Source organism: Paenibacillus arenosi (genome assembly GCF_014841135.1).
Lineage (GTDB): Bacteria > Bacillota > Bacilli > Paenibacillales > Paenibacillaceae > Paenibacillus_B > Paenibacillus_B arenosi.
Map to the genome: position 1 here is coordinate 20,632 of NZ_JACYTN010000009.1, position 26,778 is coordinate 47,409.

21 protein-coding genes and 1 pseudogene are annotated in these 26,778 nt (G+C 42.8%); 5 read left to right on the top strand and 17 right to left on the bottom strand.

The genetic code is table 11. From position 1 onward, the window contains the following. Nucleotides 1-23: 23 nt before the first annotated feature. Together arsC and IFO66_RS13050 are read left to right on the top strand one after the other, a co-directional pair. A complete protein-coding gene (arsC, locus tag IFO66_RS13045) occupies nt 24-446 on the top strand; it encodes an arsenate reductase (thioredoxin) (protein WP_192025563.1) in 423 nt (140 codons plus the stop codon). Between the two features lie 167 nt (nt 447-613). After that, on the top strand, nt 614-1,042 hold the full coding sequence (locus IFO66_RS13050; protein WP_192025564.1) for a hypothetical protein: 429 nt from the start codon (nt 614-616) through the stop codon (nt 1,040-1,042). 129 nt (nt 1,043-1,171) lie between these two features. On the opposite strand, the gene IFO66_RS13055 is transcribed toward IFO66_RS13050, so the two are convergent. Together IFO66_RS13055 and IFO66_RS13060 are read right to left on the bottom strand one after the other, a co-directional pair. Continuing rightward, nucleotides 1,172-1,774: an NAD(P)H-dependent oxidoreductase gene (locus IFO66_RS13055; protein WP_192025565.1), complete on the bottom strand. Its 603-nt coding sequence runs from the start codon at nt 1,772-1,774 to the stop codon at nt 1,172-1,174. Nucleotides 1,775-1,844: 70 nt separating this feature from the next. Further along, nucleotides 1,845-2,171 (bottom strand): annotated as a pseudogene (locus tag IFO66_RS13060) (alpha/beta fold hydrolase); the annotation flags it as partial. A 316-nt stretch (nt 2,172-2,487) separates the two neighbouring features. On the opposite strand from IFO66_RS13060, the gene IFO66_RS13065 reads away from it, so the two are divergent. Further along, nucleotides 2,488-7,617: a DUF7507 domain-containing protein gene (locus IFO66_RS13065; RefSeq protein ID WP_192025567.1), complete on the top strand. Its 5,130-nt coding sequence runs from the start codon at nt 2,488-2,490 to the stop codon at nt 7,615-7,617. A 141-nt stretch (nt 7,618-7,758) separates the two neighbouring features. On the opposite strand, the gene IFO66_RS13070 is transcribed toward IFO66_RS13065, so the two are convergent. The 3 genes from IFO66_RS13070 to IFO66_RS13080 all read right to left on the bottom strand — a co-directional run bounded on the left by IFO66_RS13070 (nt 7,759) and on the right by IFO66_RS13080 (nt 10,131). Continuing rightward, nucleotides 7,759-8,217, bottom strand: a complete 459-nt coding sequence (locus tag IFO66_RS13070; protein WP_028596464.1) for a hypothetical protein — start codon at nt 8,215-8,217, stop codon at nt 7,759-7,761. A 253-nt stretch (nt 8,218-8,470) separates the two neighbouring features. Further along, complete coding sequence (locus IFO66_RS13075; RefSeq protein ID WP_192025568.1) at nt 8,471-9,448, bottom strand: glycerophosphodiester phosphodiesterase family protein; 978 nt, start codon at nt 9,446-9,448, stop codon at nt 8,471-8,473. Between the two features lie 134 nt (nt 9,449-9,582). Next, entirely contained in the window at nt 9,583-10,131 is a 549-nt protein-coding gene (locus IFO66_RS13080; RefSeq protein WP_192025569.1) for an AAA family ATPase, read from the bottom strand. Nucleotides 10,132-10,356: 225 nt separating this feature from the next. On the opposite strand from IFO66_RS13080, the gene IFO66_RS13085 reads away from it, so the two are divergent. After that, nucleotides 10,357-10,980, top strand: a complete 624-nt coding sequence (locus IFO66_RS13085; protein ID WP_225445744.1) for a helix-turn-helix domain-containing protein — start codon at nt 10,357-10,359, stop codon at nt 10,978-10,980. Between the two features lie 108 nt (nt 10,981-11,088). Here the strand turns inward: IFO66_RS13085 and IFO66_RS13090 are convergent, their stop codons facing one another. Beyond that, nucleotides 11,089-11,397: a cupin domain-containing protein gene (locus tag IFO66_RS13090; protein WP_192025570.1), complete on the bottom strand. Its 309-nt coding sequence runs from the start codon at nt 11,395-11,397 to the stop codon at nt 11,089-11,091. A 90-nt stretch (nt 11,398-11,487) separates the two neighbouring features. On the opposite strand from IFO66_RS13090, the gene IFO66_RS13095 reads away from it, so the two are divergent. Further along, nucleotides 11,488-12,360 (top strand): LysR family transcriptional regulator, encoded by an 873-nt coding sequence (locus tag IFO66_RS13095; RefSeq protein WP_192025571.1) that lies wholly within the window; start codon nt 11,488-11,490, stop codon nt 12,358-12,360. A 180-nt stretch (nt 12,361-12,540) separates the two neighbouring features. Here IFO66_RS13095 and IFO66_RS13100 read toward each other — a convergent pair whose 3' ends face one another. The 11 genes from IFO66_RS13100 to IFO66_RS13150 form a co-directional block, all read right to left on the bottom strand. After that, nucleotides 12,541-14,367 carry an IucA/IucC family protein gene (locus IFO66_RS13100; protein WP_192025572.1) on the bottom strand — a complete coding sequence of 609 codons (1,827 nt, stop codon included), beginning with the start codon at nt 14,365-14,367 and terminating at the stop codon, nt 12,541-12,543. Nucleotide 14,368: 1 nt separating this feature from the next. Beyond that, nucleotides 14,369-15,574, bottom strand: a complete 1,206-nt coding sequence (locus tag IFO66_RS13105) for a type III PLP-dependent enzyme (protein ID WP_192025573.1) — start codon at nt 15,572-15,574, stop codon at nt 14,369-14,371. Next, on the bottom strand, nt 15,571-16,350 hold the full coding sequence (locus IFO66_RS13110) for an HpcH/HpaI aldolase family protein (protein WP_192025574.1): 780 nt from the start codon (nt 16,348-16,350) through the stop codon (nt 15,571-15,573). The genes IFO66_RS13105 and IFO66_RS13110 overlap by 4 nt, the downstream gene beginning before the upstream one ends. Beyond that, nucleotides 16,347-18,125: an IucA/IucC family protein gene (locus IFO66_RS13115; protein WP_337913016.1), complete on the bottom strand. Its 1,779-nt coding sequence runs from the start codon at nt 18,123-18,125 to the stop codon at nt 16,347-16,349. The genes IFO66_RS13110 and IFO66_RS13115 overlap by 4 nt, the downstream gene beginning before the upstream one ends. Continuing rightward, on the bottom strand, nt 18,103-19,779 hold the full coding sequence (locus IFO66_RS13120; RefSeq protein WP_337913034.1) for an IucA/IucC family protein: 1,677 nt from the start codon (nt 19,777-19,779) through the stop codon (nt 18,103-18,105). Before IFO66_RS13120 ends, IFO66_RS13115 begins: the two co-directional genes overlap by 23 nt. Then, nucleotides 19,757-21,157, bottom strand: a complete 1,401-nt coding sequence (locus IFO66_RS13125) for an MFS transporter (RefSeq protein WP_337913018.1) — start codon at nt 21,155-21,157, stop codon at nt 19,757-19,759. The genes IFO66_RS13120 and IFO66_RS13125 overlap by 23 nt, the downstream gene beginning before the upstream one ends. 29 nt (nt 21,158-21,186) lie before the next feature. Beyond that, on the bottom strand, nt 21,187-22,581 hold the full coding sequence (locus IFO66_RS13130; RefSeq protein WP_337913036.1) for a diaminobutyrate--2-oxoglutarate transaminase: 1,395 nt from the start codon (nt 22,579-22,581) through the stop codon (nt 21,187-21,189). After that, nucleotides 22,581-23,576: an ATP-grasp domain-containing protein gene (locus tag IFO66_RS13135; protein WP_192025578.1), complete on the bottom strand. Its 996-nt coding sequence runs from the start codon at nt 23,574-23,576 to the stop codon at nt 22,581-22,583. Before IFO66_RS13135 ends, IFO66_RS13130 begins: the two co-directional genes overlap by 1 nt. Before the next feature lie 333 nt (nt 23,577-23,909). Then, nucleotides 23,910-24,689 (bottom strand): (2Fe-2S)-binding protein, encoded by a 780-nt coding sequence (locus tag IFO66_RS13140; RefSeq protein WP_192025579.1) that lies wholly within the window; start codon nt 24,687-24,689, stop codon nt 23,910-23,912. Between the two features lie 28 nt (nt 24,690-24,717). Continuing rightward, nucleotides 24,718-25,761: a FecCD family ABC transporter permease gene (locus IFO66_RS13145; RefSeq protein WP_225445745.1), complete on the bottom strand. Its 1,044-nt coding sequence runs from the start codon at nt 25,759-25,761 to the stop codon at nt 24,718-24,720. After that, a complete protein-coding gene (locus IFO66_RS13150) occupies nt 25,758-26,771 on the bottom strand; it encodes a FecCD family ABC transporter permease (protein WP_192025580.1) in 1,014 nt (337 codons plus the stop codon). The genes IFO66_RS13145 and IFO66_RS13150 overlap by 4 nt, the downstream gene beginning before the upstream one ends. Nucleotides 26,772-26,778: the final 7 nt, after the last annotated feature.

Here is a 26,778-nt window from a genome sequence, read left to right on the forward strand (position 1 = left end):
TAGATATAAAGGAGAAATACAAAATGGAGAAGAAACTCATTTACTTTTTATGTACAGGTAATTCGTGCCGCAGTCAAATGGCAGACGGATTTATGAAGGAACTCGGCGGAGAATTCTATGAGGTGAAAAGCGCAGGTCTTGAAGCTCATGGTTTAAATCCAAGAGCCGTTCAAGTAATGAAGGAAGCCAGTATTGATATCAGTAGTAATACTTCAGATGTCATTAATCCAGACATTTTAAACCGTGCTGATTACATTGTAACCCTCTGTGGGCATGCAGATGAGCATTGTCCTGTTATCTCCAACACGAATGTTGTAAAGTGGCATTGGGGCTTCGAAGACCCTGCCAAGACGATAGGTACGGAAGAAGAAATCATGGCACACTTCAGAATCGTTCGCGATGCTATAAAAACTCGAATCAAAAAGTTTATTGAAGAAGGTCAATAGGGTTGCTGTGGAATGAAACGTTCTGAACGTATGCCAATAAAAACTGATACGAATAAATCAAGACGGCCGTTATGTAACGACCGTCTTTCTTACTTATGCTCCTATCATCCCCATATTGTCTACACAATTCTATCAACTCCTCATATCTTAGTAATGGGGTGATATAAATGGCTTCAAGATTTCTAGACGGACAAGTTTCACAAAATGCAAGCTATGCAAACTCTCTTGCAATTCCAGCTACTCCAGCTCCTGCACTGTTCGCTACACTCGGTTTGGACATTTCGAATGCTGGTCCAGGTTTAGTAAATGTGCACCTGAACGCAACCGTCACACTTGGCGTCTTGCTCGCTGTACTAGGTACGGCTCAAATTACAATCGTCCGTAATGGTACAGTCGTTGTATATTCAGGAATCGAGTCGACACCAGCAGTTATTGGGAGTACGGCTAGCTTTACAGTTACGGCAGTCGACTTTAATGTACCAACTACGCCGGATTTCGTAATTTACCAGGCCTTCATAAGTGTAACGGGTATTGGCATTGGAGTTAACCGTATTGGTCCAGAAAGCTTTAACGCAATTGCTTACGCACAACCATAAAAATAGAACCAAACATCTAAAAGTGGATGAACATGCGGAATAAAGATATAACCGGCCTTTTGGAAGGCCGGTTATTGTTTGGAATAGGGTTTTCATCGATTAGGGTACGAATAGTATGTTCGAACACAACTACTGCTCAGACTCCTCTAACACAGATATCAATCTTTCTCTAAATTGTTGCAAATACTTCTCCCACTGCTCAGCAGAAACATGAGCAGGTTGCCATGACGCAAAATAAGGCACAATGCACATTCCTACATACTTTAACGTTCCATGCTCTATGCCATGCAAGTGATGCTCCAGAATACCCGGATCGTTTTCATCCTCATAACGTTCTGGGTCTGCACCAGTTGTAAAGACAAGCATCGTGCGCTTTCCTTTTAATAAGCCGTTCGCAAACGTTTGGTTTCTTCCGTACGCGAAGCCTGGCACAAACACACGATCGAACCAGCCCTTCAAGATGGCCGGCACTGAGTGCCACCAGAGTGGGAAAATAAAGATGACCAGACCGGACTCAGCCAACTTCTTCTGCTCCAGCACGATATCTGGTGATAAGCTCTCATTCTCATAAGCATGGCGTTGTTCAGCACCATATTTCAAATAGTCTGGATTTTTCGGTGATTGAAAATCACCCCAATCCGCCACAGGCTTAAACGCCATCTGATACAAATCAGAGAGCTGCGTTTCATAGCCTCGTTCGGTAAACAGATCGAACGCTGCATCTTTAAGCACACCACAAAAGATTGCGGTTCATGATGAGCTAGTACAATAAATGGCTTCATGTTTTATTCACCTTCTCCTCTCAACAAAAACGTATCAACATTTTCAATGAATGTTTAAAACCTCTAACGATAGATGGATGTTCAAGCAGGCCATAAATGCTCATTCGCTCAATCCGATCATCGGGTCGCAAACGCACAAAGGAATTCACCATAATTAAGCCATCTACCATTTCAGGGCGGCGATCGGCTAGATCAAGACCAACCCGTGCTCCTTTAGAGAGCCCGCATATCGTACAAGATGAAATGTTCAGATGCTCTAACAATGAGGCAATCACTCTCCAATACTCATGGAATCGGATATGTGAACCTTCCGACTGACCATGACCAGGCAAATCTACCGAAATAACCGTTCGATGAGCCTGAAATTATTTTTGCTGATAGATCCAATTGCTTGAATTGCCACCAAACCATGTAGAAAAAGAAGGACAGGTCCCTGCCCCTCTTTTTCTGTAACGTATTTCTTGGTTACATTATCCCCGTTATTTGAACAACTTGTGAAAACAATCTGTATCATTTCCTTCATCAAATAGAAAATGGGCACAGTGAAGTGTGGGATGCATATAATATCCACAGCACAAATAGGCGCATGCGGAGTGATGCGATAGTTAATCACCGGATTGTGTAGTAAGAATTGCGGCAATAAGAAAGGAGCGAAACTGCAAAATGCCAGCGACGATTACAGGAATCGTATTTAACGACTTAAACCATAACGGCGTCTTTAATCCCGGAGAACCGGGCATACCAAACGTGTTTGTCGTGCTTTTCAGTAACACAGGTGGAACTTGTGCTTCCACAATTACAGATGCAAATGGTAACTACAGCTTTACAATAACGACAGCAGGGACTTATACCGTATACGAATCGGTCGCTGACCCTGGATTGACATGCCCTCCCGCAACGTTTACTCAACCTTCCGGATTTACGGTATCTAATGGACCTAGGAAACTAACGATCGTGGTTACTGCCGCTCAGGTTACTGGAAATGCGGTTATAGCAAATGAGAATTTCAGCCATGATACCACGGATAATCCACTATTTTGCACAACGACGATGGTTCAATTTTCAGGTCGCCCTACGGAATGGTTTAATATTAACCTTGTGACAGGGGCAGCTATTTCTCAAGGTATCGTAAATCCAGCTTTAGAAATCAATGCAATTGGATACAATCCATTAGACAATTACATTTATGGGTATGAACAGACTACGAATCATATTGTTCGTGTCGATCGTAGTGGCAATGTAACGATATTGTCCCCACTGCCACCCGGTTTGCCTGCAGACGGATATAACAACGGTACATTTGACTTGAATGGATTTCTATATATTTATATCAATGATGGAACAAAATTTTATGTCATCGACTTGCGTCCAAATTCTGCAACATACTTAAAGCTAGTTAGCCCTGCTAGTGGGTATCAAGAACAGTTTGGTAATTTTGGCGTTGTCCTGACCAGAACCGCAACCATAAGCGACTGGGTATTTCGTCCGGCAGATGGAAATTTGTACGGGATTTTACCTACAGGACCTGTGCAGCGGATTGTACCTACTACAGGAGCAGTCACTAGCCTAACGACAACCCCACTTGTAACGACTACTTCCTTTGGTGCACTGGCCATTGATGCTACGGGTACCATATATGCCATTGCGAATAATAATGGGGGCGTATACCGATATATCATTTCTGGAAATACGGCAACTTCAACACGATTCTCCACGACCGTTATCACACAGTTCAATGATGCGACCCTCTGCCCATTTGCAACGGTAGGCGTTGACTTTGGAGATGCACCAGATACAGCAGCAGGGAATGCACCGAATGATTATTCTACCTTGCTTGGCAACAACGGGCCGCGCCACCAAACAACCAACGCCCTTTTCCTTGGCACACAAATAACAACAGAACTAGATGCACTTCAAAATCCAACGGCGACAGGCGACGATATTCCAAAAGGCATTCAAGATGACGCTTTAACCGTTCCATTGCCCGTTCTTGCACAAGATGCAACTAGTTATTCATTGAATGTAAGAGTAACGAATAATACTGGAATTGCTGCTAACTTGTATGGATGGGTCGATTTCAATGCAAACGGGATATTCGAAGGCAACGAAGCATCATTCGTTCAGATCGTCCCCTCTCTCGCTGGTACTCAAACGATACCAATTGCTTTTACTGTACCTGTAGGCGTTGTGTTAATTCCTGGTCAAACCTTTGTGAGACTAAGACTGACTACAGACAATTTGGTCAATCAAAATGCATCACCAGCAGCAGAAGATACGAGGAGCTTAGGCCCTGCATCGGATGGAGAGGTAGAAGACTACATTTTAGAAGTTGCCTCACCAGGAATTCTTCTCCTTTCCAAAATAGCATCTCAACAAACGGCACTACCTGGTGATATTGTACTCTACACATTTAAGGTTACCAATCCGAACAGCTTTGCTTTAACAAACGTACGTATTGAGGACTCAACCCTGGGCCTTATCGATATATTGTCCAGCTTACCTGCTGCAGCAACCGTAACCCTTAACGCGCAATTTATCGTACCGCCAAATACACCTGCTGGCACCGTCATTAACAATGTCGCTACCGGAACTTCCGATCAGACGCCTCCGACAAACGATACGACCCAATTCAATGTACTACCAACCTTCAACTTGGCTGTTACAAAGACAGCAGATCGAATTAGTGTCGCGCCTGGTGATACGGTGACCTATACCCTTACCGTGACCAACACGTCCAACGCACCAATTACAAATGTCACCGTTAAAGATGATTTAATAGGCTTTACTCAAGTTATCCCTTCATTGGGCATCGGTGAAACTCAGACATTTATGGCTCCGTTCCTTGTTCCGATTGGGACAGCAGCCGGTACAGTCTTCACCAACCTAACAACAGCTACCTCTAATGAAACACCACCAACATCCGACACGGCGACCATAGTCGTTACTCCAATTCCAAATGTGTTTATTGTAAAAACGGTCTCTCCACAAATCGCCGCGCCTGGTGATACGGTGACTTACACCCTTACAGCATCAAATGCGGGCAATGAGACACTCACAAACGTGCGCATTGTCGATCCTACGTTAGGCATCGATCAAACCTTTGATACAGTTGAACCAGGAGACTCTGTCGTGCTTACGATACCATTCGATATCCCTATAACTGCCGTACAAGGTGATACGATCGTAAACGTTGCAACCGTGACAACCAATCAAACCGGTCCGAGTCAAGCCGATGCGGTCGTAGCTGTCCTCGGGCAGCCTGGCATTGTTCTCATCAAAACGGTCTCTCCTGCTGAGGCGGCTATTGGTAGCACCGTTACTTACACATTTGAAGTGACCAATACGGGCAACACCGCATTATCCAACGTGCTGCTTACCGATCCATTACTCGGTCTAAGCCAAACGATAGGCACCATCGCTGTTGGTGATTCTCAAACGATTACATTCCCATTCGTCGTTCCAAGCAGCGCGACCAGTCCATTCAATAATATTGCTACCGTTACTGGATCGTTTGATTCGCAAACGGTACAGGATAGCGATGATGCATCACTCGTCGTATTGCAGCCTGACTTTATCGTTAGCAAGGCCGTTGATCAAACACAAGCCAATCCGGGCGACACCGTCAACTTCACCCTTACGATCACCAATACAGGCACGCTCGCATTGACCAATGTCGTCGTTTCCGATCCGCTACTCTTGATTAACAATACAATTGCGTCGCTTGCTCCAGGCGCCTCCGTGACTAAGACGATACCATTCGTCATTCCTAGCACGGCTGCTGGTGGCTCATCGATAACGAACGTCGTTACTGTAACCCCTACGGAAACTCCACCGAAGGAAGCAACAACTACGGTAACCGTGAACAACACTGCCCTTATTGACATTACGAAAACGCCGGATCGGGATAATGCGCTACCTGGAGAGTTAATCACGTACACCATTACAGTTACAAATACAGGCAACGTGGACTTGACGAACGTCAACGTCCGCGATCCCTTACTCGGTCTAAATACAGTGATACCTACTCTTGCTATCGGCCAATCGCAAAGCTTTACACCTACTTTCACAGTCCCTGCTGATGCGGCAATCGGCACAGTTATTATAAATACTAGCCTAGCGGTATCAGATCAGACCGATTCGGTGACAGCGACAGCCAAAGTTCTTGTCAACCCGCTTCCGCCAATATTAACGGTGGTAAAAACAGCGGATCGTCTTACTGCCGCCCCGGGTGAAACGGTTACGTACTCGATTACCGTATCCAATCTGGGAACGGTTGTATTAACTAATGTTCTATTAACGGACGAAACACTTGGCATCAACCAAGAACTCGGTACGTTAAACCCAGGTCAAAGTCAGACACTACCGTTCCAGTTCACAATTCCTGCAAATGCAGCGAACGGATCAGTAATTGTCAATACAGCAGTAGTCGTTTCCGATCAGACCAACCCTGAAGAAGGCACTACTACGGTTACCGTTGATCCAAGTCCGAGCCTACAAATAACCAAGACCATCGATCCACTACAAGCCGCTCCAAGGCAAACCGTTATCGCAACAATTGTCGTTCAAAATACAGGTAACGTCAGCTTGACGAATGTCGTAATAACCGATCCAACCTTGAATTTCAGTTCGATTCTTCTTTCTCTACCAGCAGGTTCATCCATTTCGATTCCGATTCCATTTGAGATACCAAATGTGCCTGCGGGAACGGTGTTGACTAATACAGCTACAGCAACATCTAATGAAACTGGACCATCTTCTTCTACGGCTTCACTCACCGTTCTGCCAGCATTACAACTAAGTCTGGTGAAACGGGTAGAACCTTCCGTTGCTTCGCCAGGAGAAACGGTTACCTTTACTTTTGAAATTCGCAACATAACGGGTATTCCACTTACTAACGTAAGATTTGTCGATGATTTTCTTGGTATTGATAAGACGGTAGACTTCCTCCCAGCTGATTTCTTTATTATATTGTCCCGCACATTTACGATACCTGCCGACGCAGTTGGGGGAACGGTATTAACCAATACGGCGATACTAAGCTCGGACCAGACAGAGCCTATTTCAGCTGCAGCGGAAGTAACTGTAGCCTCTATCCCAAGACTAGACATTAGTAAGACGGTCTTTCCACCTATCGCCTTGCCAGGTCAGACTGTATTTTTCCAGGCACAGGGAGTAAATACAGGTAACGTTCCGTTGTCCAACATTCGATATAGCGATCCACTGCTTGGCCTTAACGGTACGGTTTTATTTCAGGATATTGGAGCTGCAGTCACACTTATCATTCCTTTTGTCGTACCACCTACCGCAGTTCCGGGAGAAACGATTGTCAATACGGCGTTCGTTGATTCCGCACAAACAGGACCATTAAGCACTTCTGTAGCCGTTAGGGTTGCGGAATTTCCGATTACCGTTACAAAGAAATCAGATGCTGAAAAGATCTATGTTGGTGATAAGGTCAAGTTCAGGATTACTGTAACAAACACGGGAAGTATTGCAGCCAATAACGTTATATTGACCGATTTACTGCAGAAAGGTACGAAATTGGTACCGAAAAGTGTCAAGGTAGATCGACATTGCACTCCAGATGCCAATCCGGAAAAAGGCATTTTGTTAGGCACGATAGCACCAGGTCAATCTGTCCATGTATCGTTTGAAGTGAAGCAGGTCTGCTTACCGCCAATTGACAAAGTGCGCAATTTTGCTTCGGTAAGCTTCCAGCTAGGCAGTTTGCCTCGCAGGTTTACCGTTGATTCCAACACTGTCATTGTTAAAGTCGAAGAACATCATGAATAAATGCAAAAAAACTACCAACAACAGTTTACGATGGCTTATCCATGCTAAATAACTCGTAAAAAAGAACCGGCCTTAGTGAAGTAAGGCCGGTTCTTTTTAAATTGTATAGTACATCTCACCAGTCCTGCTCATTTCATGAGATTAATTCGAAATGGTTCCCGTACCTGTTATTCTCCAGTAATCGTTCGCTCCTTTACTCCAAACAAGATAGTATTCACCAATGCCATCTGGGTCGCCTACCGAATTAGCTCCAGGGAAGTGCTGGCTGAAATGAACCGTTCCACCCACTACACTTGATGGCTTTACCTTAAAAGAACCGATTAGATTATTCGTATGACCATCATCCTCCCTAAGAAAGACAGTAATTTCGCGGGGAACCTCACTTGCTCCACTATTTTTTTGTTTCGTCGTTATCGTACCTGAGACGGTTATACCATTTTTCCCATCTGCTAAATGATGAAATTGCTTATAAACTTTCCCGTTATACATGCATAATGGCATATCAAGCGTCCACGTACTTGATGCTGCATAAACAGGAACTGCAGCAAGCACCATAACCATTACAATTGAAAATAAAAAAACACGACCGAACCGTTTCATAACATATATTCCTCCTTTAATGATTGGTACAACACGATAGATCACCCTACCCATACTATTTTCATAAATGACCTAATATGACTTTAACTGTAAGATTTAATCCTGTTTATTTATTCTATGCATGGTCATCATTAACACAAAAACCCGACCACTAATGGGCCGGGTTCTTTATCCACTGTAAGCACTATTAAATAATCTATTCATTGCTGCTAGGAAATCAAACAAAATCGGGATCGTCGAATCATTACTCTGATCACTCTTTCAGAGCAGGAGCTATAACATCAATACGATTCGTCCAAATGCCGCCGGCATACTTTTCTGGGAGCCGTTCCAGATCAAGTTCCTTATCAAACCCTTCTGACCAACCTCCATCACCTGCTACGAGGATGACTTTTGTATTTGCCTCTTCCATTCTAGCGAGGAACTTGCTTGGGAATCCCCATAGATAAGGGGCAAACTTCTCCGGAATGTGAAGCTGTGTATTCTCACATGCGGCAGGCATGTATCCTGTCCACCCTACTGCTGCATAGGGAAGAAGACAACTTTTCATCGTATCCATCGACATCACACGAATGTCTGGCAATTTCTCTCTTAAGGCTGCAATAGGCTCGTCACCACCGTAAACGGCCAACTGCTCCAACTGGCTAGTAGAGAGCTTAGATAAATATTGAGCAAGCAGCACTCCTTCATTCGGATCATTACTTTTTATATGAATAAGCAAAGATTGCTCTGGAAATTGCGTTAACACTTCATCAAGTGTAGGTATGAGCCCTACTCCTTTACCGCGGAACGGATAGGTCGTACCATTATCGGCTGTGTAGCCATAACCAACATCCAATTTTTTAAGTTCAGCCATTGAATGTTCCCTAGTAACACCTTGGCCATCTGTTCGGCAGTCCAGTGTCCAATCATGAAACACAGCAAATTCACCATCTGTAGTAGGTTGAATATCCAGCTCTACCGTATCTGCTCCTGCTGCAAATGCTGCCTCCATCGAAGGGATCGTATTATCTAGGTAAGGATGTTCCGGTTCATAGATTCGCTCCGCCGTACAAGTATCGTTCTGGATTCCTTCCATCGGGAACGTTTGACCTAACCCTCTATGAGCTAGCAGCTCATGAGACTTGCCACTGTCTTTCATAAATAGCGACGTATTATTCACATACATAAATGCGACTACAGTAACGAGAAAAATAAAGAACCGCTTTCCAAATCGTCTAAACTTCTTCATGTTCCCTCCAAATGCTTACTCAAGTAAGTATTCACCTGCTTTCAATAGTTTAGCATACCGATAAGCACATATGGATTGACCTTTTTATTACATTGACATTGACTGACTCTATCTATAAACCTAATCAACTTCAACTACGCTAAAACAAGAGCTTCTGTACGTGCCCTCTGCCAAATCTGTTCTACAGTCCCCTCTGCAGATAGATTCGTCGTGTCGAGCCACATCCCCATCTTCGATGTTTCCTCTAGTAAGGAACGATTTAGTTCAGCAATCGTCCAAAGTCCATACCCTTGCTTTGCTCTAGTAAGCTCTCTGTGCGCAACTGCATCCTCTGACGGGTTCAACACGATCACATATAGAGGACGGTTACGAATAAGCTCGACCATTTCTTGCAGCATCGGACCAATGATGACATCCTGTATCACAACGTTGAAACCTGCCTCATAATACGTATCTGCTGTGTTGGCGGCAATTTGGTAGCGTAAACGAAGCTGCCTAATCGCTTCTTCCTCTGTGTTAGGAAGCATCTCGACTCGCCCGCTGACGATCATTTTACGAAATGTATCTCCACGTACATGAACACCGCGCTCAAACTTTTCTGCAAGCAGCTGTGCAACTGTAGATTTCCCAGAGGCCATAACGCCTGTAATAAGGTAAATCCCTCTGTTCTCATTTGTTAGCATTTTCATTCCACCTTTTCAGCGTCGATTTGAGAATCGATTGTTAGCTACAGATTATGATCTTATTCCAATGAATACAACACTCGAATCAACTGATTGCTGATGCTTGTTGTATGTGCCGTTTTCACTCTGCTAAAATATAATCAAGCCCTTCGACAGACTGGCTCTACAACGCCGCGAGAAACAGGCAAACTAGCCGCGTCTTCTTCCGGATAAGGAGGCTCTTTATTGAATCATTTTCGTAATTTGCAAGATATGGAGCTAGCTAAAATGCTGCTAGATCCGCGAAAGCTGGCTATTTTAAGGATTGCCAAGAACGAACCGGTTACCGTTAAGCAAATGGCAGAACAACTACAAGAGAAACCATCCCGCCTGTACTACCACGTCAATAAACTAGAAGAACACGGCCTACTCCAACTAGTCGAAACGAAGCAGCAAGGAAATCTAATTGAAAAGTATTATCTCACTGATAATACACACCGAGGAAGCTATACGCTAGATCGTTCCATGGCTGCGGCTAATTCTGATTTTATCCTTCAAGAACTGCTCCGACTTATTCAGCAAGGCATTGATGTTGTGGACGTACATTTACGCAAAGGTGATACGCAGCAGCGAAGTTTAGCGCAAGTTAATATCGCACACAGCTCACTAGACCCACGTGAATGGGCAGAAAAAATGCACAATGTTGCGCAAGCGCTTTCTACAGCCGAGACGAAAGTACCTTTTAATCTCGCAGAAGCGAAGTTAGGAGCGTTCGAGAGCCAAACGGAGCAAGACGAATATGTTCATGTCCTGCTTTCCTATCGATTGAAAGATGTTCCTAAGCCGTCTGCTAGCGAAGAAGAGGACTGACATGGAAGCAACGAATCACTCCTAGTACTTCAATTGGTTGAACAACAAACAAAGGCTGTACTCCAACCACCTGCATGGACGGAGTATAGCCTTTGTTGTTAAAAAACACTATCCAGCATTACGTTCCATTACAAGAACCACACAGCCCTTTTCAGACCATGGTTCATGTTCTGTATTAGGTCCATAACAGAGATAAGAACCTGCTCCACACTCAACATCATTGGTAATAAGCGTTCCATCTAATACGAATAATTCCTCAGTCTCCTTATGCGTATGTTGAGGGAATTTTGCCCCTGGTGCGAATCGCACAACATAACGCAGTTCACCATTCTCATTTCGTAATGGAATTTGTTCTAGACCATCCATAACCAATTTCCACTCACTGTTTGTGATATCAACGGAAAAGTAATCTTTCATGTTATCATCTCCTTCTATACAAATCGTAACTTACGATGATATATTGTTCAATATGAACAAAAATGAATTATACTTCAGGAGAAATGAATTATGGAAATTCGTTTGTTACAGACATTTCAAGCTGTTGTCGAATGTGGTAGTCAGATAAAAGCAGCAAATCTGCTGCAATACGCGCAATCGACCATCACCCTACACATCAATCAATTAGAAGAAAATCTCGGCATTGAACTGTTTGAGCGTAAAGGAAAACAAATGGTGCTAACCGAAGCGGGAAAACTTGTGAAAGAACAGGCAGACATTTTATTAAATCAAGTGAATGTAATCACTGAAACCGCAAAAGAATTTTCAAACGGTCAGAAAGGATTTATTCGGATTGGAGCCATTGATTCGATTAGCAAAACAAATTTGATTGCCATACTAACAACATTTATGAAAGAACATCCACAAATTTGTCTTTCCATCGAAAGTGGCGTAACCCAACAATTTAGTCAACAGATTATCGCTAACGAACTTGATATTGCCCTATGTCCCCCTCCATCACCAGAATTAAATCTTGAATTTTATCCGCTATATGAAGAAAAGCTTTGTTTGATACTACCAATCGACCATCCATTAGCTGCACAGAAGAAAATTAATATGTGTGATTTAGAAAATGAAAATTTCATTTTAACTGGACCATTGTGTGAATATCGGCGAAAAATAGAGCATGTTTTTCTTCATCATGGCTTTCATTTACACTCTAAATACGATGCAGCAAACATGGAGATGGTTTTAAATCTTGTACGACAAGGGTTTGGTATTGCTATGCTACCTGGCAATTTGGTTGCCAATTCACATCAATACGCTATTCATAACATCGATGACATTTCGACCTCTTTACCTATTGGATTAATGCGCCTTAAAAATAAAGTTCTCAGCCCTGCTACAGAAAAATTGATAGCTAACATCGTTTCAACTCGCTAAACAAGCACAAAGAGGTATCTTCAGGAAAATGAGAAATTGTAACATAAAGACGATTTTCCTGACGCTATCCCGTATAAATCAAATAGAAAAACGTCCTAACCATTCAATTAGGACGTTTTGTCTTTCTCATTATTTGCTTTTTATTACGTGATTTAACGCTTCTAATTTTCCCCTTTAATGCTATTTATAAAAAGGATTAAACCCTATCCCTTTGCCGGACGGCATCGCACCAGGGACGCCATCCGCTTCAAGCAGCGGACGAATAATTAATTTCGCAGGCCACACCTTATTTTCGAACAGCTCATATCGCAATACATCTCTATCCGCTTCAGGAATGTCGATAACTTGTAAAGCCTCTCTCAACTTCGCTTCTGTAATGTCCCAGAACGTACTCACCGGTATCTGATAAGATTCGGATAATGCCTCTATAATGGAAGCAAGGTTCACTTGTGTACCCAAAGATTGCACATAGAATATCAATTTCTCCAGCGTTTCATTGTACAAGCTATTTGAATAGCCCGGTCGAATATGGTAGCGCGGATCTTCAATGCCATGCTTATCTAAATAAGGATGGTGCAATCGTACGGAATCATGATCACGGAATAGCAGCCCGCTTACTTTGTTGTCCTTAAGAACGACACAGCAATTTTGACCGTGAATCTCAGGAACGATGCCGACTTTAAACAATCTCATCACAATATCGTAGAACGTGGAAGCCAATTCCGAATAGAATTGGATGACATCTTCTTTCGATATGCTTCCCCCTGCGATTTCTGTCAAGAAATGCTGGTCTGGCAGTACGACACCTAGCGATGACATCGGGAGAAACTTATAGTTGTCATCTAACAACTGCTGCGGATAAATTCTAACTTGTGCCGCCAAATGACGAGGATGATCGTCGAACAGCCCCATCGATGGAGGCATATAACCCCACCAGTTATTCTCTTCACACAAAAACACTTTATGTGCCAGTGTCTCGTCACAGGCTAGCGCTTGACGGAACATTTTTTCTCCTACAATTCCGTTCAGCAGCTTCACAACAGGCAAATATCGAGCAGCCCCTAACGATAACACGCTAATTGGCAGCTTTACCATTTTTGTAGATGCAGTCGTTGGAGTTAGTGAACGAACCGACGAAGTCGCGTAGAAATCACCGATTTGTGTATCAAGTACGATAATCGACTTGTCCTCTATTTCCTGCTTAAAGTTAGGCAAAATGACATGCTTCAGCTGCCAAATATGAACAGGGATAATCGTATACTGTTCTTTCGCAATCCCTTTCTTTTCTAACTCTTGATCGATCATCGCCTTCTGCTCATCGTGCAGAATATCATAGGGCTCCACTTTGTCCACATCTACGACTTCAGGAGAACCTTTTGCAATCGATTCATGGTGGATCGCGACCCAATGCAAGGCCGTCTTCTTTCCAAACTCAGCCATATAGTTCTGGTAATCCTCCGTCGTAAAGCCAATTTTGGCCTTCGACAATGGATGAAACGGACGATCACGCAAAGAAGCAATCATCTCGCCTTTCACATACCATTCATATGCTGAGCTAGGAGTAAAGGACAGAGCCTCCCCAGCCTGCTCCAAACTTGTATGTAATTGTTGAATCGCGATATCTAGACCAGCCAAAAACTCCGACACGCCTGGATGAGCATAAGCTTCCTCAGACAGCACTTGACGCAGCACCATTTGAGCGACTTTAATAGGAGAGCTGATCTCTACCCATTTCTCATCCTCATTTTTATAAATAGGTGAACCCGCTACCCATTGATATCCTTGCTTGTAGCACTTTTCTATCAGGAATACAATGTTCCCAACGTACACGGACGCATCTTTATACAAAGGGAACAGCTGCTGCCATTCATTCGATGCGGCCGATAATGATATCGTCGTACGCTCATCTAATTGAAAAAACTGCTCGGCTAGAAATGCATCCATCACATCTTTCATAATCCGTTGCACTGCAGTTTGGCTTTGCGATAACGTTAATGTTGTATTCATCCTAATTTCCTTCCGTTATATAGTAAAATTTCGGATGTGGATGTCCTAAAAAATCATGATGGGAAATCGTCCAGCAATAAGCGCCTGACTTCTCGAACAAGAGCACATCCCCCACACGTAATTGCTCCAATTCAGCATTTGCATAAAGTTGGTCCTTCGGCGTGCACAGCTCACCAACGATGGTAGCTTGTCCATTGATGATTTCTGGGCGCGCAAATGGATACGTCCATCTATCAAGCGGAACAATACGGAACGGATGATTATGCCCCCATGATGCAGGCAATCGATTATGATGTGTTCCACCTCGTAACACCGCAAACCATTGATCCTGCGACTGCTTAATATCCACCACTTCAGCTGCATAGTAGCCATAATCGGCAACGATAAATCTTCCTGGCTCAAAGAACAGCTGCGTGTCTCCCAAAGCTTGCAACGCTTCGTTCTGAGCCAACAACGACGTAAACAATTCCCAATCGAAGCTCGGCGTACCGTCATAAGTAACACCAAACCCACCGCCGGCATTGATAACTTCAACATCCAGCCCGTACAACCGCTCCCATTCTTTTACGGTCTGTACATAAAACTGGACCATGTCCACATGCAGCTCGGCATGCAAATTGTTCGAGAGCGAATGGAAGTGGAACCCGCTAAGTTGAACATGCGTATTGTCAACGTCTTTCAGTATGGCTATAGCTTCTTCAAGCAACTGCTCATCCAGTCCAAATTGAGTTGGGCGTCCACCCATCGATATTTTCGTTTTGGGCAACGTGTTCGTCCTCACATTAATGCGCAGCAAGATCTGCGTAGTCCGCTCCCATTTCTTAGCTAACAGGATGATTTTGCGCAGCTCTAACAAACTTTCAACATGCAAATACGTCACGTTTTGTTTAATCGCCGTCTCAAGCTCATAGTCTTTCTTCCCAGGTCCTCCAAATAAAATAGGAACATCAGAGGAAACCCCTCTTACTTTCAAAAGTTCTCCGATGGATGCCACTTCAAATCCTTTCACGTAAGGCACCAACGCTTCAATAATGTTCGGATCAGGATTTGCTTTAATCGCATAAAATAAGTTCGTTTGGCTAGGCATCGTTTCTAGCATCGCTTTCACATGATTTTGAATGCCCTTTAAATCGTAAATATACGCACAGACAGGCTCATCATTGTGAACATGCCAGTCTGTGATCCATTTTTCAACAACTTGATTCATTGGCTCCCACCCATCACCTGTCGGTAGTCTTCACGCTTTGTTCTATAGGCTCGAAACGCTGTATTCCGGTCATCTCCAAGTACAAAAATATGAACCCCGCGCTCAACCCACTTCGCATGTTGTTCCACGCTTCGAGAAACAATCGCATACGGTACATCGCAGCGCTTGGACGTTTCATATACTTGTTCTAAACAGCGCTGTACTTCAGGATGATCCGTATCCCATGGCACTCCTAGCGATTGCGATAGATCCGCTGCTCCTTCTAATACAAAGCTAACTTGTGGTATCGATAAAATCGCTTCACTTTCAACAACGCCCGCTTCACTTTCTATCATGGGAACGATCATAATCTCTTCATTCGCTTCCTTGATATATTCGGTTAACGAATACTTGGCGAAAGCGCCGGGCCGCCCACTGTTCAAACTTCTCATGCCAATCGGATGATAATAGGAGTAAGAGATAGCCTTCTCGACTTGCTCTTTGCACTCCACATGAGGAATGACAATTCCTTGAGCGCCACTATCCAGCACTTTCAATATTTCATTCCGATCCACTTTAGAAATGCGTACGAGCGGTGTAATATCTAGCAATTCAGCAGCTCGAATCATATCTTCAATCGTTTCCATATTCGTTGATGCATGTTCATAATCAATAATGACAAAGTCGTACTCGGCATACCCGATCAGCTCGATGACAATCGGATGCGGAATCGAGACAAATAGTCCATATACGGACTCATTTCGATTTATTTTTTCTTTCAGTTTATTCTTTCTCATATTAAAATCCCTTTGGCCTCTAATAAAGGGTTTCTAACCTTTCGGAAGAATAGCTCGCCATCGCCATAAATACGACGCTTCGTCATTTCTTCGATTAGGCCGTCTTCTGAAAATAAATTGAACAGCTCGAATCTCTCATTGTATTCGGGATGCTCCGATTGATAGTTTAGAATGGTCTCTGTACATGAACGCCAGAAGTCCTCTTCACGCAAACCAAACTTCTCCAATGTGAAACAAATTTCCGTCATACAAATAAAATAGAACGCATCAAACGTATAGTCTCTTACTTCAGACACCGTTTCCGCTTGCAGGAACGAGTAACGATTAAATTTACGATGGGTTTCTGGCTCAGGATGCAACTGCGGCGCCCACTCTGGGTGAAGAAGATGCTTGGTCATATACCGAACACTATCGTGCAAATCTTTAATCATGATTTTGACTGGCAAGTTATTTTTCACGACTAATATAATGTTTTGCGAATGTGACTCCAGTGCAATTCCATGCGCATACAACAGATGGATGATCGGAAGCGATACGACTTTAATGAGCGCCTCGCTCCATTTCTCGATCCCATGCTGCTCAACAGCGTCTTGAATGAAGGACTTGCCGTTTTTCTGGATAAGTGTGATCGCATTTAACGGCCATGCCTCTTCGCCTTCTTCCAAATACGTGGAAACATTTTCGCGATATACGGCACCAAGCGTTCCGTAAGCCGAGCGATATTGGATTGCATTTAGCTTATTGTAGCGGACAGATATGCCAACTACTTCTCTTAAAAAGTGAAATCCTTCTCCTTGCAAAAGTTCATCATTTTGAATAATATGGTGCAGCCAATCGCTAATCAGTGGAGCATTTTGCGTTGTATGATGTGCCAAAATACGGCTCGTGGATGTGTTTATCAAACTCATAGCTAGCTTAATATAAGGTGCATCTGTACGATTGCGATGTGACATGGAACGTATCGATTGCTGGGCACGGTACATGCTATTCGAGGTCCCTAAGAGCACCATATCTTTATCGATTAATTGCTGTATAAACAAGGAAGGTGTGCGATGTTCCATTTGCCATGGATGCACCGGTATGAAAATATATCGCTTATCGCTAGAACCCTTCTCTTTCAAGATTTGTGCAAATCGCTCCATATCCTCATTTGTAAGATGAAGCTTGTACATCTCCTCTAGGGAACTTGCTTTTGAAACCGCGACATCTGCGAGCTGATCACTTACCGCAATCCACTGCAAGGCAATGTCTTGATTAAACTCTGGCCCGTACAAATAATTATCCTCTAGAGAGAAGCCAATTCTTGATTTGTAGCTCGGATGATAAGGATGCCCGTCAGCCATATGGCTCTCTAATGCTTCATAGTGCATGTCCCCTGCTGGAATCTCATCCGCCTGATATACTTTAGATTGCTTATCTTTTGCTAACGTTTCTAACAACTCATCGATAAATTGATTTTTAAGCGTACCATCCAAACTATTTTGAATCACTTCTTCCAAAAACACATAAATATTGGTGCATGGTTCGCCTTCTCTTTTTATCGAGTTTTTATCTATTTTCACCCTGCCAAAAGACCACTTCTCATCCGCTTCACACGAATAATGCACAGTGCCGTCTTCCGCATTTTTTCCAGTAAAAGTCCATACTCGGTTATTTTTCACTACGTTAATAATGCCTTCGAACAGCATCGCTTCCATCGTCTGACGCATAATTCTTTCTTTAACTTCATCTAGGCATACAGCCTCTGTTTTACTAAAATGACTTGCTTGACTCACTTGTTCCACTCCCTAATTGGTTCATGATGTTGTTCACTAGAACGTAAGAAGGCGTCTCACTCACTCCGGCAAGACAGCTCATCATATTCCGCTTCGCATAAAAACCTTCCGCCTCTAACAGATGCAGGACATACTCATTGTGATGCTGTTCTACTTCTTTCGTGAGCACATCACGTACGATGTTCCAGAAATATTCCTCTGTTGCTTGTATGCCGCTCGCAAGTGCATGAATCAATGAACCTAAATGATTGACGATAAAATAGTACGAAGTACGCGCCCAAGCCTTCTCTTTTTCATAAAATAGCAGGCCTGACTTATCAATTTGATCCGCCACTTTCTCTTGATTCACACTCACACCTTCCAAATCTCGAATAATGAAGGTGTGCGGCATACCATTTTTAATCGTTACTAAGCAGTTTTGCGAATGTGCTTCAAAATGAATACCTTTTTCTTCAGCTACGCGAACAATCGACAAGAGCGATATTTCTAAATAGCGTCTAAACCATGGCTCAAGCTGATTGCGATCAATAAGGGAAAATAGTCTTGCTGGCTCTCCTGCTCTAGGAGCTTCAATTAAGCTGGACAACACAAACGTTGACGTTACGTCAAACTGGATCGGACGATAAGCAATGGTGAACAATTTTGTAAGCTCATCATCTTCAAATTGACACGTACAAACACCTTCCTCGTAAGAAATTTCGGTATGTGGGTCATCATCAAAGCAATGGTGCTGCAGCAAATAGTTGGATGCATCCAACGTTCTGCGCATTTGTTCCTTGTTGTTGTTTCTCATCATATTTGTAATTTGAATATTCAACGATAGTTTGATATTGCATTCCATGTCAGGAACATACACTGTTCGTACCGAAGAAGTCGGATATGCGATAGGCCCAAAGCTCCCTAAAAGAATAATGTTCTCTTGTGCAATATAGTCTTTTACTGCTTTCACTGATTGCACATGCTTGTACTGCCAAGGATGAATCGGTAATATTTCGTACTCGTCTCGTTTTTCTGCAAGTATCGCTTGAGCTTGTGCTTCAACCGTATCGTGCAGCTTCGTGTGTCGTCCTAGATACACCCACTCTTCTTGATAAACATGCTTCTTAATAGCCAAATAGCATAATGGAAATGAAGGTTGAAGCTCGGGACAATACGCGCTTACTTCATCTTCCGTAAAACCTAATGTGTTCTTAGGAAACGGATGAAACGGATGCCCATACAGCAAAGATTGTTCTGATGATAAATAATCATATATAGGAGAATAAGAAGTATGCTTTAGAAATAATGCTAAGTTGCGATAGCTGTTATCAATTCTTTTGGAGAAATCCAGCCTGCTCTTGTCTGTTACTAGTGAATCCTGCTGCTGTAGCTCTCTCACCATCCACTGGACGAGTTCAGGGTAATCCAGCGCCTGCCCTTGTTGTACGTAAATATCCTTATATTCATGTTCACCGATAGCTGAATAAAAAGAAAACGTTCCCGACACGGTCACTTTACTAGCTGGAAAATAAAGTGTAAATGTCTGGCTGTTAGCATCGATAGATAATAGATGACGATTCTCTTGGCAAAATTCTCGAATATAGCAATTTAACAACGTCTTACATGTATAGTAATTCGCTCGTTCTTGACGATTAGACAGCTGACTTGTTTTCACTTCCAACAACGATGTCTACCTTCTTCCTATTTATGAATAAAATTAGTGGCAATGTAAGTAATAGAAGACTGCCCAATACGATACACTCTTCTTTGAGGGCAAGCCACTTCGCATATTCAACTGATTCACCCGTTTGGACTAACATCTGCCATCGAACATCGTAATATAAAGCTAACAACATTACGGCAAAGGATGATAGCAAACGTTCAATCGTACTCGATAACGCAGATCCTTCATGCATGTCTTCTTCTGGCAACGAATTAAGCCCGATCGTCGTAATCGTCATATCAGATAGCCCCATTCCAATCCCTCGTAATGCCATAAAGAGAACGATAACGATGATAGAAATGCTTCGCGGTAAAAAAGCAAAAGCCATCATAGAAATGACGATAAATCCAACGCCAACTAAGATAAAATTCAATGATCTCCCTGAATCCATCCACTTGCCGCCAATCCACACAAATATGCTCGTACAGATCGCAGTTGGAATGAACATCGCACCAATGACAGAAGGTGATAAGCCAAATACCTCAAGAAACAACAGTGGAAGAACGAAGATCGCACCGAACATAACGATATCCTGTATGACCGAAATGATAACTACTGTCCTGAAAATTGGATTTCCTCGCAGAAGCTTATAGCGAATAATCGGTTCTTCTCTCCTGTTTTCCTTTTGAATAAAGCGAATCAAAGCCACAGCACCTAATCCAAACGATAAATACACGATCCACTTGGATACAGCGGGGTTTGAAAGGAGTTGAATACCTAAACTGAGCAAAGCAATGCTCGTTATGAGCAGTATAATGCCTTCCATATGAATGGACTTTCTACGAGCTGGTTCGTACGGTTTGATTTGCGCAGCACACATGATGATCGAAAAGAGCGCGAACGGAACATTGATCCAGAATAGATGACGTAGCTCCCCCACTTCCATAATGATGCCGCCTAATGTTGGACCAATTGCAGGCGCAATCATAAGCAGCATGCCCCATATCCCAGTCACTCTACCACGCGCTTCTTTTTCATAACAATCAAATAACAACACTAATGACAACGGGATCATTAATCCGGCTGCAACTCCATGGACAAATCGGACTACCATCACAATTTCTACATAGGAATAGAACAAACCGCCTATGATCGAGAAAGTACCATATAAGCCGATTCCTAACAAATACGTACGCTTTCTGCCTAAACGATCAACGACCAATGATGTCAGAGGCAATGTAATGGTCATCGCCAACATATAAAGCGCGATTATCCATCCACCTAATGAGGTTGAAATACCATACATACTCACGAACTTAGGCAATAAGATGTTAAATGCACTATTGGTAAGAACTAATGAGAACGCACCTGTAAAAATTGAAAATAGCACAGCGTGCTTATTCAAGTAACCTGGCTTTATCATGAATTCGTTATGAGCTCAACGGCTTCTTTGACGGATTTCTCAAAAATATCTAGCACTTTAGCTGTTTCAAGCGCGGAAATAGTAAGTGGTGGTAAAAAGCGAAGCACAGCAGAACGACGTCCCCCGACTTCAATAATAAGTCCATTAGCAAAGCATCTTTCTTGAATATGTGCCGTTAATTCGCCGAATTGAGGGTAGTGACCTAGTTGATCTTTACGGCCACTTGGATTCACAATTTCTACGCCGATCATTAGCCCTCTACCGCGAACATCGCCAATGACTTCGTATTTATGTTTCAAACCATTCAAATATTCAAAAAACTGATTACTGCGATCTTTAACATTTTCAAGCACATCATGTTCCTTCATATACTTCAATGTAGCTAGTCCTGTCGCCATGCCCATTTGGTTGCCGCGGAATGTTCCTGTATGTGCACCTGGATTCCATTTGTCCAATTCTTCTTTATAGATAACTACAGACATCGGCAAGCTTCCACCAATTGCTTTTGAGCAAACGATCACATCTGGAACAATATCAGCATGTTCGAAGGAGAACATTTTACCCGTTCTACCAATCCCCGTTTGCACTTCATCAATAATTAAAGGAATTCCTCGTTCTGCTGTAATTCGACGCAGCTCTTTCAACCATTGAATAGCAGCAGGAACGGAACCGCCTTCTCCTTGAACCGTTTCAACGATGACGCCGCAAGGAGCAGCAATGCCGCTTTCACAATCATCTAGTAAATGTTCGATATAATGCGCGCTTATTTGAGAGGTTTGCTCTCCACCTACCCCGAACGGGCAGCGATATTCATAGGGGAATGGTAAGAAATGAACATCCGGCAGCAGACTTTGCAAATGCTGCTTCTTGCTCAAGTTGCCGCTCATCGCCATCGTGGCTTGAGTAGAACCGTGATAACCACCATGGAAAGCCAGTATTGATTTTCCTTTAGTTGCCGTTTTCACAAGCTTAATAGCTGCTTCTACTCCATCTGCACCTGTTGGGCCACAGAATTGAATTTTTGCGGAATCTTTCAATTCTTCTGGCAAGATAGAGAAAATCTCTTGCATGAACTCTATTTTCAACGGAGTAGCTAAGTCTAGTGTGTGAAGTGGTAGCTGTTGCTCTAATACATCCTTAATTGCTTCTGTTACGACCTCGTGATTATGCCCTAGTGCTAATGTCCCTGCACCTGCAAGGCAATCATAGTATTGTTTGCCATCTGTATCTGTAATAATCGTGCCTTTGGCTTTCTTAATAATAAGAGGAAATTTGCGTGGATACGATCTTGCATTGGATTCCTTTTCAGATTGAAGCTTATAGTATTCGTTCTCTACATTTGTTGTAATCATGGTAGTTTGCTCCTTTGTACATGTATGTGAGTCCGTTATTAATCTTCAAACAAATATTCCAAGTAGGCTTTGTACACATCAATTGAAGATCCTTGAAAAGGAAGGAGATGAGTTGACATATCAGGCAGTGCATTTACTTCGAGGATGCCCCCATTTTCAATGGTAATCGGAGCGGTTATATCTTTGCATCTTATATCGATACCAGCGACATCAATATTCAATGCTTGTGCAGCTTCAACTGCGATCGTGATATTAGCCGTACAAATATCATTCGTTTGATTCCTATTCATTTCACTAATTTCGCCAGCCGGTATGTTATCAATCGAGAACAGATCTACACGCTCACCCTGATCTAAGACATCTTCAATCGATTTACCTTGCGCTCGTAATTTCGCATGCAATGCACTCGACTGGACGTTAATTGCAGGGAAGGATTCGATTTCACAGACCTCGTTCCGGAGGAATCGAGCTTCGTTATGCTGATAGATTAGCTGTTCTATAGTAGATTGGCCATCGCCTTCAACGGTTGCAAGCTCATATCCGATAACAGCAACTACTTTTCCAGCTATAACGAGTACACGATAGTCATTGCCGTCGACATATTTTTGTATCATAATTTTATCGCTATGCTGCTTCGCAAGCTGAACCGCATGTGTTAACTGCTCTACCGATTTGATTCCCAATGTAACGCCGATACTGCAGCTAGCATCTAACGGCTTAACCGTTACATTCCGATACGTATGCAGAAAATGTTCGGCTTCATCGCACATCTGTGGAACTACGATATACGCGGGTACAGGCAGGCCTGCTCTTTCCAGCAGCAGATTGGACGCCTCTTTATTTTTAGCCAAAAATCCGGAGAGTAATGGCAGCTTGTGAGATCTTGTTTTGTTAATAATAATTGTTTTGCCTCTATACGTTAGTTCTAAAAAATCTTCACAGCCTGCAAGCAACAGTTTGCAATCTATTTGCATTTCTTTTGCTTTACTCATTATTAATTTATTCTGTAAGTTTTGACTGGTTTGCTGTGTCATTACAAATCCTCCCTAAACAAAGTATCGTCGTTCGGCAGAATCACACGTCTTCTGCTTCCGAAGTCCTCCTCCCCCATGAATCTAGATGCTGTTCGGTTCATCTCTTCTACACTTGCAAATACATATGAAGGGATATATGAAATTTGTAATTGATAATGATAATCACTATCAAATTAGTGAAAATATAATAGATTTTAGTGATTATTGTCAACCACTAATTCTTAATAACAGCTATCGGTCTTATCCATAATATAGATAATAAGCACTTTGTTTTCTAAATAAACAAAGCACTTATATATCTATTTAAATTAAAACTAATAATTTCACAATTGCTTATACGGAAACAAACTCATGTTTAATTTTGGGGCATGTCGGACAATATTCATTGTCATCCGAAACTTGATAATAGTAACAGCACGTTTTGCGAATGCGAAGCGGTGTTTCTGATGCAGTTGTTACCTTCTTGGGGCTATTAAACTTCTTTAATGGATTTCTCGTTTCGCCGAAGAGATGAGCAGGTGCTTGCTCAACTAAGTACTGATAGTCTTCAAGAAGTTGAGACTGCTGACAAGCACTCGCCCCTTCACCGAATTGATTCTCATACAGCCAATATACATAAATCGCAGTATTTTCCCAGAGAACTGACTTCGAAATTTTAACGGACTTGGCAAAAGAATCCCAAACTCTAGCAATATTATCTGCAAATATATTTTGAATGACTCGATCACGCCACTCATTACGTGAACCCACTTCAGGCTGAGAAACTTCGCTATTCGTTAGGCGCACGCACGGAAGCCATGCTTCTCCATGAAATATGGATTCCATATGGCAATTTTCTAGAGCGAAATCCATACTTTTGTTATACATCGACATCGCATATAACCCTGAGGCGATGCCAAGGCAAGCGTATCGTTTTGCAAACAAGGAAACGGTAACCACTTCAGAGGTGGATTCGTATATACTCGCAACTTTCTCAAAATACGCAATATTGGTATCTTTGTCTAGAAAATCTAGCGCACGAATCGAATAGATTTCATCCGAAGACTCCTCCATTGTGAATCGATATTTTGTTGTTAACATTTCCAACTCATCTGGTGTAAACTGTACTGCCATCAATTCTCCCTCTATTCATGTAATGTTCTTATAATTGATTTCGATTCTTAAACAGCAAATAAAGAAAGAATGGTGCACCTACACCTGCGGTGAATATACCAGCAGGAATATCTAATGGATAAAAAGCAGTGCGGCCAATCCAATCAGCAACGAAGACCAGCATCGAACCAATTAAGGCCGATACAACGACTAAGCTGCCAAAAGGGCGCCCTACCAGTTTTCTAGCAATATGAGGTGCGATTAGTCCTACAAATCCAATAGCTCCACCGATGGACACTGCAACACCTGCTAGCAGCACACTTAGAGCAAGCAACACTAAGCGCTGTCGCTGAACAGCGGCGCCCAAACCGGTAGCCACTTCATCGCCAAACTCTTGCAAATTCAAATTGCGTGCCAATATGACAACACAAGGGATGGCTATTGCCGTTACCGGTAAGATCAGAAATACATCTTCCCATGTAGAGCCATATACACTGCCTGTCAGCCAAATATAGGCTTTCCCTGCTGTGAAATAAGGACTCATAACAAGCATAAACGTCGTTCCTGCTCCCATAATAGCTGATAAGCCGATTCCAACGAGTACTAGGCGTATCGGCGACACACCATTTTTCCAAGCTAGCAAGTAGATCGTGACAGACACAATCATCGCACCTATAATAGCAGCAAAAGGCATGAATGAAATGCTTACTGTTCCTGTCAAGAAAGTGACAAAAGCAACCGCAGCAACAGATGCTCCGCCAGTTATACCAATAATGTCGGGTGAAGCGAGCGGATTTCGAATTATTCCTTGTAAGATAGCTCCTGATACTCCTAATGCAGCACCAACCAATAGTGCAACAAGAACTCGCGGGAGCCTTAACGTGTGAATAACGAAATCATGCTCACCCGATCCAATTTTCAAAATGGATTGAACGACTTCCAGAGGCGGTATCACTGTATTTCCTAAGCTAGTGCCTGCGATCACCGCTAATATGGAAAGGAAGAAAAGAACGATAATAACAAGTAATGATTTCCTTTCCATTTGTACAGAAATGGAGTCGCTTTTATTACGAAAAGTAATATGCTGTCTCAAATTTTTGTTACCCCCTTACGGGCAATATACACAAAAAAGGGACCGCCAATTAAAGCTGTCATGACGCCAATTGGAATTTCTGTCGGCATAATGAGCAATCTTGCTATGACATCAGCAGATAATAACAATACTGCACCTGCTAAAGCTGAAAACGGGATTAGCAAACGATAGTCGTTTCCTACAAATGCACGGGATAGATGCGGTACGACTAAACCTATAAAACCTACGGCACCTACTACTGCTACGGAGCTGCCTGCAAGCAGCACAATGATAGCACCCATCATACATTTTACGAGAAGCGTATTCTGTCCCATCCCTTTCGCAATGTCATCGCCGGTAATAAGCAAATTGATCGCTCTGCCCATAAATAAGGACATAACTCCTGCTACTGCCATGTAAGGAAGTACAGGAGTCAACATGTCCAATGTACGGCCGCTGATGGAGCCTGCCAACCAGAACATCACATCTTGCAATCCCGTTTCGTCGAGCACTAGGACAGCCTGCGTGAACGAAACAAACAAAGCCGTAATGGCTGTTCCTGCTAACACAATCTTGACCGGAGTCAATCCATCTTTACCCATAGAACCTAGACTATACACAATAACAGCAGAAATTGCCGCCCCCACGAAGGCAACCCATGTTAATTGAACTAATGATGATACCGAAAATACAACGATAGCGATTACAATAAAGAAGATAGCACCCGCATTAATACCAAATGTACTAGGCGAAGCTAGTGGGTTGCGTGTTAAAGCTTGCATAAGCGCACCCGCAACAGCCAAACTGGCTCCGACTACTGTAGCAATAACAGCGCGAGGTAGCCGTTCTGTTATAACAATGACATGTTCGATTAAAGCTGCATCATATTGGAGGAAAGCTTGCATGGCAGTAGAAAAAGTAAGGGGTGTTCGTCCAAAAATGATACTAGACACAAAAGCCCCCGCTAATAGAAGGAGTAGCAGGCAAAAGCCTGCTACTTTCATTTTCACATTTGCATAAAGGTGAAACATAATCTCA

Bases quoted from the DNA above. Each gene is read 5' to 3' on its own strand.
- IFO66_RS13080 (WP_192025569.1), bottom strand. From the start codon at position 10,131: ATGCTAACAAATGAGAACAGAGGGATTTACCTTATTACAGGCGTTATG.
- IFO66_RS13135 (WP_192025578.1), bottom strand. From the start codon at position 23,576: ATGACACAGCAAACCAGTCAAAACTTACAGAATAAATTAATAATGAGT.
- IFO66_RS13070 (WP_028596464.1), bottom strand. From the start codon at position 8,217: ATGAAACGGTTCGGTCGTGTTTTTTTATTTTCAATTGTAATGGTTATG.
- IFO66_RS13140 (WP_192025579.1), bottom strand. From the start codon at position 24,689: ATGGCAGTACAGTTTACACCAGATGAGTTGGAAATGTTAACAACAAAA.
- IFO66_RS13065 (WP_192025567.1), top strand. From the start codon at position 2,488: ATGCCAGCGACGATTACAGGAATCGTATTTAACGACTTAAACCATAAC.
- arsC (WP_192025563.1), top strand. From the start codon at position 24: ATGGAGAAGAAACTCATTTACTTTTTATGTACAGGTAATTCGTGCCGC.
- IFO66_RS13095 (WP_192025571.1), top strand. From the start codon at position 11,488: ATGGAAATTCGTTTGTTACAGACATTTCAAGCTGTTGTCGAATGTGGT.
- IFO66_RS13105 (WP_192025573.1), bottom strand. From the start codon at position 15,574: ATGAATCAAGTTGTTGAAAAATGGATCACAGACTGGCATGTTCACAAT.
- IFO66_RS13075 (WP_192025568.1), bottom strand. From the start codon at position 9,448: ATGAAGAAGTTTAGACGATTTGGAAAGCGGTTCTTTATTTTTCTCGTT.
- IFO66_RS13150 (WP_192025580.1), bottom strand. From the start codon at position 26,771: ATGTTTCACCTTTATGCAAATGTGAAAATGAAAGTAGCAGGCTTTTGC.
- IFO66_RS13100 (WP_192025572.1), bottom strand. From the start codon at position 14,367: ATGAATACAACATTAACGTTATCGCAAAGCCAAACTGCAGTGCAACGG.
- IFO66_RS13050 (WP_192025564.1), top strand. From the start codon at position 614: ATGGCTTCAAGATTTCTAGACGGACAAGTTTCACAAAATGCAAGCTAT.
- IFO66_RS13110 (WP_192025574.1), bottom strand. From the start codon at position 16,350: ATGAGAAAGAATAAACTGAAAGAAAAAATAAATCGAAATGAGTCCGTA.
- IFO66_RS13090 (WP_192025570.1), bottom strand. From the start codon at position 11,397: ATGAAAGATTACTTTTCCGTTGATATCACAAACAGTGAGTGGAAATTG.